This is a genomic window from Bartonella sp. AA56HLJMS, assembly GCF_042197145.1.
Classification (GTDB): Bacteria; Pseudomonadota; Alphaproteobacteria; order Rhizobiales; family Rhizobiaceae; genus Bartonella.
In genome coordinates, this window is record NZ_JBHIRL010000027.1 from 1 (window position 1) to 10,195 (window position 10,195).

Sequence of the window (10,195 nt, forward strand, 5' to 3'; positions counted from 1 at the left end):
ATCTTCGCTCCTTTTGAGTCATAATTAATGACATAATTAGTCAATTATTGATTTTTATTCTGTGAAAAATTGATTAGCTGATTGTCAGCAGAAAAAATCATGATCTTATGCTTTTTTACTTTTTACCTAAAGTTGGTGTTTTTAAACATTAAAAAGTGTAGAAAAAATTCAAGTAAGAAATGTTGATAACCTTGCTAAGACTTCGCCCATTACGCGCTACTATATCTAAAGTATGGCGGTTGGTCGCAGCGTATCACACCTGTTGTATGCAGCCCTGTTCCCACCAATGAAATAGCAAAATCTGCTGTTCTAGCAAAATTTTCTCCACTCGTAATGGGCAAAACAATGGGTGTTTTGTTAAACGATTAAACGCCTCCGGTGACACAATCAGTACAGGACGCGTTACTTTTTCTCATAGACAGAGGTTGGGTCAAGCGATACAAACCAAATTTTACCCCGCTTCATTACAAGAGCTCTCTGCCAACAAGCTTAGCATCAAACCACTCTACATCTTTATCCGCAAAATCGTCCGAAGGATTACATTGGGCTAACAATTCTTCAAGAGTGTAATTTTGCGATATCTTTGGTTTCTCAACCAATTGTCCATTATCAATAGCCAAACCCACTTGCATATTTTCAGTAAAATGAAGAACATCAAACAATGCAGGCGGTATAGAGAGCATAACGGATCCTCCAACTTTACGTAATTTTGTTGTGCATAAAATGCCCTCTATAATATTATATAAAAATATAACATAAAGCCCATGATTCAATAGCTTTTTATGCTTTTGTGTAAATGCTTATGAAGCGCATTTAGAGCAATACGCAATATACTCTGAATAAAGTCAATATTTTTTATCTCTCTGTTGATCTTCGTCTATAAGAGGTTCGTAATTGAGAATGCTTTTCGGAATATCACTACCGTAAACCCATGCTTTTACTTGCGCTTTGGTACTAAAATCCGCATTTTTAGGTGTTTTGTAATACTGATCACCATCAAACTTTTCACACTCTTTTGTACCGTCTTCGTATTCGTAGAGGTTGTAAAAATACTCCTCTGTCCCATCCCCCATGGGACATACCCACTGCCGTTGCAACAAACCTCTTTCGCATGGGTTGTTTACGGTTTTTTAAGAATAGATGTTTTAAAATGAACATGCTTTAATCCTAATTTTACAAATTTGTCTATTTGCCTCAAATTTGACCGTACAGAGCGTTTTATATGATAGGTTTTTTATCATAAAATCTTTAAATCACTCTGTACGGTGCCATTTTGTCGATTTAAATGCACATCCAATCAAAAAACGATTAGAAATTTTCACTAGTTTGCTAACCTGCAATGTTTTTCACTTGCTTTTCAACCAACGTGAGTGGTCTTGAATTCTCTCTCATTGCCTTTTCTTTCAGCCTTTTTTCACGGGTGTTCAAAACAGCCTAGTGTACAAGATTGGTTTTTGTCAAAAGACTATTTTCCAAATCACGACATAATTTTACTAACTCACGAGTGCTTGGAAAAACGTATCCGATAAACCTTCTACCTCATCGCATAAAATCCGTTTAACCGTTTTTATGAGTGACTACGCAGAAACACTTTCCAAAACCATTCCATAGGTAAGCGCCATATCTTCATGATCTGTCTGTTGCGAAATTTTTAAACCACACCGAAAGCATCCGAATTGCCTTGGCTATGTCCTCTTTACTCACTTTTATTGCAAACAGCTCTTGCAATTGATCATAAGCATCTAAGGCAATCGCTTCCTGCTGTTGTGTCAATGCTTGCCACTTTTCAAAACTAAAGGAAACTCCAGAGCTATCATCTCGTGAATGTGTTTCAAAGTAACCTCGAGGCCTGATATCAAGGATGCTGTCTGAGATGCGTTCACCAACGTTTTTTTGCCTTTGAGAGTGATTTCCATAGTTTTTTCCGTTCTCTAAATCCTCGATAGCTTTTTGCACCCAGTTGCGCCACGTTGCTTTCCAATCCGTTTTGCGTGCATCTTTGCCTGTTCTAGCTTTCCAATAATCTCGAAATTTTGCCATTTCGGCTTTGACACGCTCTGGAGGCAATCCCTCTTCGATTGCGAAATCATAAACAGGTTCGAAATCATCAGGGGTACGACAGCCACTGTCATTTCTAACCCGTTTAGCTTTTTTCGTAATGTTCTCTTGCTCGTGAATGAAAGGTTGGTTTTCTACACCCGTTTCGATTTGCTCTGATGTGGTCTCAACAGCAGCAACCTATGTTGGTTCGTCAACCTGTTCGTTTGTTTCTAAATTTTCAGAAGCAGTTTTTTTGCTAAAATGATAGTTTTAGTTTATATATATTCTTATTCTGGTTCTTTATAGCTTGATTTTGCTTAGCGTTTGCTTCAGCAAAATCATTAAAATGTTTTTTATAGCGTTTTTTATTGTACACCTTTTTTCCAGCCTCACTATGAATTTGCGATATGTGCACTTTTTTATCAGTAAAATCTTTTAGCTCTTCTTCAATGCGCGTATTCGACAAACCATTATCTTTCTCAAGAAGTTTATCATTCTTCATGAGATATTCGACAATAGTTGCAAACTTTTTTGCGAGCAATTGCAAGCGCGGGCAAGCATTTCAAAATCTGTTTTAATTGGTGCTTTTTTGTCATACATGCGAATGAAAAGCGTTATATAAATGCCTCTTTGTTCTCATGTCATTCCATCTATCTCACTGTTCCAGTCATTCAAAAGGAATCTTATCCATGGCATTGCATTAGACATGCGCATTCCCTTCTTTAACTAAATATAAAATTGCTAAAGCATTTGCTTCGTTGTCATCTTTTGGATTGTATTCTTTTGCACACACCGTCTTAATCATCTCTTCTTGTGAGACATTGACTTTATCTGTTGTGATCTTCATTTTTGTAAGCCATTGCTGAAAACGCAAATAGCGCATACTATCGCCTTTAAAACGAAAAAATTCAAAATTGACAAGTGCCACTTGTTATACTGCTGTCTACACGAGAAATCGCCCAGCCTGTCTTAGATCTAGATCAAGGCAGAGAACGGTTTGTGTATTGATGATCATCTTCCTCCATGAAGGCTGTTGCGTATTTATATATGCGCTATGACAGAGCGTGTTGTGATTGCCTGTCTTGAAAAAATGGTCGTGAGAAAGTACTTGAAACTACTTTTGGGCCAATTTTTTACTGCCATTCGAGGAAAAATAATCTTAGAAGCAGTTGATTTTCGAATTAACTCTTCTTGTTTTTGAATCACATCTTTTTGTGCACGTATTATTTCAGCTTCTTTATCTATTATTTTGTCTTTTGCATTTATCTCTTTTCTGAGCTTTTGCGTCGTTTTAAAAGAGTCATGAAGGGTATAAGCCAATCCCAAATTAGCAATATTGATTGCCTCTCCATCCTATAAAGACGAGGAGGAGGTCAAAGTGCTAAAAAGGTACCTCAAAAAGTAGCAATGATTCGTATTTTAGTACCACCGCGGTGCCGTCTTATAGCGTTATAATAAAGTTACGAAAGGTGGTTTAGAAGGTGCTTTAATTTTTTTTGATTTTTAATAAATCATTGGAAAATAAGAGAGATTAAGATAATCTGGTGCGGACGGCGGGACTTGAACCCGCAAGGTCTTCGACCGGCAGATTTTAAGTCTGCTATGTTTACCGTTTTCATCACGTCCGCGATGTGATTTCTCTCATAAGCTATATCTTTTATTGAATCAAGAATTAATGACAAAAGAAACATTTTTCATTTTTTAGTGAAATTTTGACTGACAATAGTTTCCTTTATCGATAGAAAAAGCTTTTATAATGTAAATAAAGTATGAAATGATTAGTGTTATGAGTCAATTTATTCAAGACGTCACAAAAGCTATGGTGGGATTGCATCACGTGTTTGCTGAAACACCACTTCAAAGAAATGATTTTCTTAGTCAAAAGTATGATGCAGAAATTTATTTAAAGCGTGAAGATTTAACACCGGTGCGGTCTTATAAGATTCGTGGTGCTTTCAATTTTGTTTCAGAAATGCTTAGCTGTATATCACCAGATTCTGCATTTGTTTGTGCTTCAGCGGGGAATCACGCGCAAGGGGTTTCTTTTGTTTGTCGTTATTTTAAACGTAAAGGCGTGATTTTCATGCCTATGACAACGCCACAACAAAAAATTGAAAAAACACGTATTTTTGGTAAAGAATTCATTGATATTCGTTTGGTTGGTGAAACATTTGATCAATGTTATGAAGCTGCGCAATCCTTTGTCGTAGAGAGCGGTGGTGTAATGGCTCCACCTTTCGATGATATTCGCATTATTACAGGGCAGGCAACAGTGCTTTGTGAAGCAGCTTTACAATGGAAAAAACTCAATGGAGAAAGTGAGCCAGATTTGATGATTGTGCCGGTAGGGGGTGGTGGTTTGGCAAGTGGAGTGAGCAAGTTTTTACATGAATATGGTTGGAAAACAAAGCTTCGTTTTGTTGAGCCGCAAAGAGCTGCAAGTTTGCTTGCTTGTTTGGAGAGTGGAAAACGCGTCAAGCTTGAAAGCATTGACACTTTTGTAGATGGTGCTGCTGTGGCTGAAATTGGTGCTCTAAACTATACAATTCTAAAGCAATTTCCCCCTGATTCTGTCATTACGGTTCCTGAAAACCGCGTTTGTTCTACGATGGTTGAAATGCTTAATGTTGAAGGTGTGGTTCTTGAACCGGCTGGTGCTTTATCGATTGATGCGCTTAACAGTATTCCTCCTCAAGAGTTAAAGGGGAAAAAAATTCTTCTCGTTATTTCAGGAGGTAATTTTGATTTTGAGCGTTTGCCAGAAATTAAAGAGCGTTCTTTACGTTTCGAAGGGTTGAGAAAATATTTTATTTTTAGTTTTCCGCAACATCCTGGTGCATTGCGTCATTTTCTTTCCACATTATCACCAGATGATGATATCGTACGTTTTGAATATCTTAAAAAGTCAGCGAGAAACTTTGGTTCTGTATTGGTTGCGATTGAAACAAAAAAATACGGTAATTTTTGTCTTTTAGAGGAAAAATTTCAAGCGTTAGGTTGGCGTTATCGTGATATTACTGATGATCAAACGTTATTTGATTTTGTTATTTGAGAAACTGAAATTTTACTAAAACAAGAAGTATAATGATGAAACCTATTTTTTATTCGGTGCTGAGTCTATTTTTCTTTTTGATTGTTAATCAACAGAGTTTAGCATCTCAGCCAACAATAGTACAAAAAGATGAACTTTCAAGAGTCGTTGTTGATGTCAATAATGCTATAAAAAATGGGGATTTTATGCCCATTTCTCGTTATATGCCTGAGCGGCTTTATAAAGAGATGGCACATCGATTGAATACAACAGAGAGTGCTTTACGTAGTGATTTTCTTCAACAGTTGCATAAGAAATTTGAGGGGGTGCCTTCTGGTGCTTATTATTTAGATAAAGAAAATATAGAGTATTTACAAACTGATAACGGTACTTTGTATGCTTTAATTCCAACAGTTCTTGAGATGAAAGATCGCATCATTCAATATAAAACTTTGGCGATTTTTGATAAAACACAATGGTATTTAATTTATGGCGGTCAAAAAACTTTACAAAATCCAGTTTTTCTCGAGATTTATCCTGATTTTATCAAGGTACATTTACCGATGGACACAATCATCAAAAAGTAAACGATCTAAATATTGTTTTTATTCATGATAAATGTATTTCGTAAAGTTCTTGCTTTTTTATCATAATCCAAAGATAATAGAGATGAAGGCATTTAGGCTGGTTTGTTGGCTTTTTGTAAAGTGAAGTTTATACGCCTTTATCTTGATTTCAAGGTGTTCATGAGTTGCGCAAGCCGCTTTTTAGGCGTTGCTTCATTTAAAATGTCAGGGATTTCTCTTGCGCGGATTCTTGAGTGGAGAGTTCAGATGGTTACTTCTTTTGAGTTCTTCAGCTAAGGAAAGATTTTATTTTGCCTATAAAAGAAGAAAATGTTTTTACAAAGTTAGGTTTGCCTACTCTTTTGATTAAAAATTTACTCATTGCTGGGATGAGTAAACCTAAACCTATACAAGAACAAGCTATTCCAGTTATGTTGAAAGGACACGATATTTTAGGTGTTGCTCAGACAGGTTCTGGAAAAACCTTGGCATTTAGTTTGCCTATTTTAAGTCAGATTTTGGCTTTAGGTGATAAACGCTGCCCTAAAACTGCACGCGCTTTGATTTTAGCTCCAACGCGTGAACTTGCTGTTCAGATTGATGAAACGATTTGCACTGCGGCGAAAGGAGCACATCTTTCAACATGTCTTATTTTTGGGGGCGTATCACGTTTAAAACAAATTAAACGTATGGAAGCAGGTGTGGATGTTTTGATAGCGACTCCAGGGCGTTTGAGAGATCTTGTTCGTGAAAAGTGTGTTGATCTTTCCCAATCTCGTTTTTTGATTTTGGATGAAGCAGATCGTATGTTGGATATGGGTTTTATTCATGATGTTAAGCAAATTGCAAAGCTTTTGCATCAAGAGCGTCAGACAGCACTCTTTTCTGCAACAATGCCGAGGGAAATTGCTGTGCTTGCAAAATGTTTACTCAATGATCCGGTTAAAATTGAAGTTGTTCCTCAAGGTACTACGGCTGTAGAGATTTGCCAAAAATTATATTGTGTTCCTACGAATGAAAAAAAGAATGTTTTAAGTAAACTTTTGACAAATCCAGCTTTTGATTCGGTTATTGTTTTTACTCGAACTAAACATGGGGCAGATGCTGTCACACGTAGTTTAGAAAAGGTAGGATATTTAGTCGCAACAATTCATGGAAATAAATCACAAGGTGCTCGCCAGTCTGCTTTAAAAGCTTTTCGTGAAAGATCTGTGCAGATCCTAGTGGCAACAGATATTGCTGCACGCGGTATTGATATACCAGGGATAAGCCACGTTATTAATTACGACTTACCAGATGAAGCTGAAAGTTATGTACATCGTATTGGTCGTACAGGACGTAATGGCGCATCTGGTGTAGCACTTACGCTTTTTGATGAGAAGGTAGAAAGGTCCCGCCTGTGTGCTATAGAGCGCTTGATTCGTATGAAATTGGTGGCTGAGGCTGTTCCAGAACAATTTGCAGCGTTTCCAGAAAAGCCAATTGTACGAGAAAGTAAAGAAAAAGAAAACGATAAGGAACGCCGTTTTAAAAAATCTAAACGTCAAAAACAGTTTTTAGGTCGAAAAGATGATACCGCACAGTTGCAGCGGAAGAATTCTTCACCTCAAAATGAGAGGCATAAAAAAGCAAAAACAGTAGTAAAGCGTGCAAAGCCTCTTCGTTTTCGAAAATCAGTTAAGAGGGCTGCTTAGATAAAGTCTTGAAAAAAGATCATGTACTGGAGATTTTTTACTTTTGTTGATTTATTCTCAATTGAAAAGAGCTATAAAATACTCTTGTCAAAGTAAGAAGATCCTTTAGAGGTTTTCATTTTTTAGAAATGAAAACTTCTAACTTTTTCGATTTATTAAAAATCTTTATTGTAGAGGCAATTATTTATTTGCTTTATTCCTATTTTTTTAAATGGGAATAAAAGTAGATTTTATTTATATAAAACTATTTTTATAAAGGATGTGTTTTATTTTTAATGATAACTTTTAATTTTAAAAATTGATGTCTAATAATAACTCATTGTTTTATATATTGAATAATTCATTATATCGTATTTTTTTCATTTTGAAGTTATTTATGCGGATCAATCAAAAGTATTCGCTTGCACGTTATGTGTGGAGTTGTCATATAGATAATCATTTGAAAAATAAATAAAATAATTTTTATTAAACTCTTTCCAAGGCAATGGGGGATTGCTGAGATTGAGAGTTGGAAAATAGTACGATGGTATGGCTTTTATTATAAATAAAGATGAGGCTGATCAATCGATTTCATTTTATACCATTTACGGGTGTCATTGTGAAAGAGTCTTGGCGGATTTAAGAGATATCTCTTTAAAAAAGCATGTGACTGCATAATACAATAGCGAGAATGTCATGATTTCTGAAGGCTTTCTCAGGATTCTTAACAATTTAGCTCGTTATCTTGGTTTTTACTGTAAAACTATTATTTGTGGGATATAAAGTATTTGGGGGATATAAAGCCTATAAGATTTTATGTATTAAATGTTTTATGACAGTGTGGTGAACAAGGCAAGGTTGTTTGTAAAGCGTTGAAGTGGTTAGCAGGAGAAATAACCTGTTAGATAAGACGTCGGAGTGTTTACAGACTTGTTTTATGTTTTTTTGCTTTTAGGATGGGGAGGAGGTTATGTGGGGTGTATGGAGATAATATATGACCTTGATTTTTGTTTCTTTCATTTTTCAAAATAATTGCTTCATGAGCAGGTTTTTAAGTTTAATTTCTTTATTGAGTACAAATCATTCTTTCTTTGGAAAAAAATATATGAGACCGATTCATTGCTGATTGTAGTTTGACACTAGGTTTTATACTAAGTGGGAAGAGGTGGGATTAGGTAGGAATACGTGTTAATTTGTTGTTTTTATGTATAAAATTTAGCATTAAATGCGCGTTTTGTCAAAATAGATTTTGACACCTAAAATTGTAAAAAAGAGCTAAAAAGAGCGAAAATCAGAAAAAAGTGCGTTTTTATGGTAAAAATGAGAGAAGGCTTTGAAAGGTCTGTGAAACCCCTGTGAAAAATTTTGAAAAGTCTGTGAAAGCCCAGAAAACCGCCTTTGAAGACCCTGTGAAAAAAATCACTCCAAAAGTTCAATTGACGTCAAAATCAGCCAAAAATAACCAAAAAAGCAAAAAAGATTTCCATATATACGTGGAAATCTCTAAAAATTGAGTAAAAAGCATTTTTTATCAATAATTTATATAAATTTTTTAATGTAAAAAGATTTCCACTTTCATTTTTCATTTTAGAGAGGCATTAAGGCGTATCTTATTTAGTTTCTGAATGCGCATTTTCAGCTTCTATTTGACGCTTTAAATGCAGTTTTAGAAGAGGTAAAATAAGCTCTACTTCTTCCGTGTCGTTGATATCTTGAACAAGCTCTTGCAGTTTTCCATAAAGTTCCGCCGCGAGTTCCGCTATATCTTCAGGAGGGATCTTTATATTTGCATCGCGATAGGTTGTATAAGCTATGCGACCAAGCTTTTTCATGAGACCAGCAGGTATGGTTGGTGCTTTAAAACCTGCTGCTTTCGCCTTTGCCATGTCACTAAACATTTCGCCTTCACCTGTAGCTAGCCATTCCACAGATATACCGCAAACATTTTTGTAAATTACCAACATTGATACAGGTGGTTCTCGCAAGCCAGTTTCATAATTACACATAGTACTTTCAGGTGCTGCAAGATGTTCAGCAAATTGCTTGCGCTCCGTGAAACCAAGGGCGCGTCGCACTTCACATAGCCGCTTTGCTAGTTCTGTTTTAGGTTCTTTTTTAGGGCGTGCCAAAAATGCTCCTTATTCATATTTAGGTTTGTTTTAAGTTACGGGATTTTAAAACGTAAAGAGATTCCCCCATTCATTTTAGAGTAGCATTAAGCCGTATTTTGTGCAGCTTTGGAGTGTTCTTTTTCAGCCTCTATTTGACGCTTTAAATGAATTTTAAGAAGAGGGAAAGTCGCTTCTACTTCTTCCGTGTCGTTGATGTCTTGAACAAGCTCTTGCAACTTTATACAAAGCTCTGCCGCTAATTCCGCTATATCTTCAGGGGGGAGTTTTATATTTGCATCGCGATAAGTTGTATAAGCTATGCGACCAAGTTTTTTCATGAGTCCAGCAGGGATAGTTTGTGGTTTAAAACCAGCTGCTTTCGCTTTTGCCATGTCTGTAAACATTTCACCTTCACCCGTAACGAGCCAATGGGGGTTAATGTTATAGACTCTATGATAGGCGTTAATTGCTGAGGATGTTGGCTCGTGTACTCCGATTTCATAATTGGCAAGAGTAGTGCGTTGTAAATTAAGGCGTTGCGCAAAAATGCCCCGTTCTTCGTTTCCGAGCATTCGTCGTACTTCACGTAGGCGTTTTGCAAGTTCTGTTTTAGGTTCTTTTTCAGGGCGTGCCAAAAAAAATCACTCCAAATGACAAAAAACTGTTTACAAAGACAGATATTTGGCATATACCTATTATTACCGCCCGATATAGAGGGCAGATATTTTACAATTAACCCCACAAAAAACGGATGTGGGAGCATCCGTTTGAAGC

9 protein-coding genes, 1 tRNA gene and 2 pseudogenes are annotated in these 10,195 nt (G+C 36.2%); 3 read left to right on the top strand and 9 right to left on the bottom strand.

Annotation, left to right across the window (positions count from 1 at the left end; all coding sequences use genetic code 11):
* Positions 1-464 precede the first annotated feature (464 nt).
* From ACFINI_RS08900 to ACFINI_RS08930, 7 genes and pseudogenes are all read right to left on the bottom strand, one after another.
* Positions 465-683, bottom strand: coding sequence for an antitoxin (locus ACFINI_RS08900; protein ID WP_375647852.1), 219 nt, complete (start codon positions 681-683; stop codon positions 465-467).
* 162 nt (positions 684-845) lie between these two features.
* Positions 846-1,158: pseudogene (locus tag ACFINI_RS08905) on the bottom strand (hypothetical protein).
* 468 nt (positions 1,159-1,626) lie between these two features.
* A complete protein-coding gene (locus tag ACFINI_RS08910; RefSeq protein WP_375647859.1) occupies positions 1,627-2,040 on the bottom strand; it encodes a hypothetical protein in 414 nt (137 codons plus the stop codon).
* Between the two features lie 256 nt (positions 2,041-2,296).
* Entirely contained in the window at positions 2,297-2,542 is a 246-nt protein-coding gene (locus ACFINI_RS08915; protein WP_375640990.1) for a hypothetical protein, read from the bottom strand.
* 198 nt (positions 2,543-2,740) lie between these two features.
* Positions 2,741-3,055, bottom strand: a pseudogene (locus tag ACFINI_RS08920) (hypothetical protein).
* 26 nt (positions 3,056-3,081) lie between these two features.
* Positions 3,082-3,360, bottom strand: a complete 279-nt coding sequence (locus tag ACFINI_RS08925; RefSeq protein ID WP_375647865.1) for a hypothetical protein — start codon at positions 3,358-3,360, stop codon at positions 3,082-3,084.
* A 222-nt stretch (positions 3,361-3,582) separates the two neighbouring features.
* Positions 3,583-3,668, bottom strand: a tRNA-Leu gene (locus ACFINI_RS08930).
* 146 nt (positions 3,669-3,814) lie between these two features.
* Between ACFINI_RS08930 and ilvA the strand changes: the two genes are divergently transcribed.
* The 3 genes from ilvA (at position 3,815) to ACFINI_RS08945 (ending at position 7,331) form a co-directional block, all read left to right on the top strand.
* Positions 3,815-5,092, top strand: a complete 1,278-nt coding sequence (gene ilvA, locus ACFINI_RS08935; RefSeq protein ID WP_375647871.1) for a threonine ammonia-lyase IlvA — start codon at positions 3,815-3,817, stop codon at positions 5,090-5,092.
* Positions 5,093-5,127: 35 nt separating this feature from the next.
* Positions 5,128-5,658 carry a hypothetical protein gene (locus tag ACFINI_RS08940; RefSeq protein ID WP_375638347.1) on the top strand — a complete coding sequence of 177 codons (531 nt, stop codon included), beginning with the start codon at positions 5,128-5,130 and terminating at the stop codon, positions 5,656-5,658.
* A gap of 290 nt (positions 5,659-5,948) precedes the next feature.
* Entirely contained in the window at positions 5,949-7,331 is a 1,383-nt protein-coding gene (locus ACFINI_RS08945; protein WP_375638317.1) for a DEAD/DEAH box helicase, read from the top strand.
* A 1,589-nt stretch (positions 7,332-8,920) separates the two neighbouring features.
* Here ACFINI_RS08945 and ACFINI_RS08950 read toward each other — a convergent pair.
* Both ACFINI_RS08950 and ACFINI_RS08955 read right to left on the bottom strand, forming a co-directional pair.
* Positions 8,921-9,439: a helix-turn-helix domain-containing protein gene (locus tag ACFINI_RS08950; RefSeq protein WP_375647876.1), complete on the bottom strand. Its 519-nt coding sequence runs from the start codon at positions 9,437-9,439 to the stop codon at positions 8,921-8,923.
* 86 nt (positions 9,440-9,525) lie between these two features.
* On the bottom strand, positions 9,526-10,056 hold the full coding sequence (locus ACFINI_RS08955; RefSeq protein WP_375647881.1) for a helix-turn-helix domain-containing protein: 531 nt from the start codon (positions 10,054-10,056) through the stop codon (positions 9,526-9,528).
* Positions 10,057-10,195: the final 139 nt, after the last annotated feature.

Excerpts from the sequence above, each read along its gene's own strand:
- ACFINI_RS08900 (WP_375647852.1), bottom strand. The coding sequence starts at position 683 with ATGCTCTCTATACCGCCTGCATTGTTTGATGTTCTTCATTTTACTGAA.
- ACFINI_RS08910 (WP_375647859.1), bottom strand. The coding sequence starts at position 2,040 with ATGGCAAAATTTCGAGATTATTGGAAAGCTAGAACAGGCAAAGATGCA.
- ACFINI_RS08915 (WP_375640990.1), bottom strand. The coding sequence starts at position 2,542 with ATGAAGAATGATAAACTTCTTGAGAAAGATAATGGTTTGTCGAATACG.
- ilvA (WP_375647871.1), top strand. The coding sequence starts at position 3,815 with ATGATTAGTGTTATGAGTCAATTTATTCAAGACGTCACAAAAGCTATG.
- ACFINI_RS08940 (WP_375638347.1), top strand. The coding sequence starts at position 5,128 with ATGAAACCTATTTTTTATTCGGTGCTGAGTCTATTTTTCTTTTTGATT.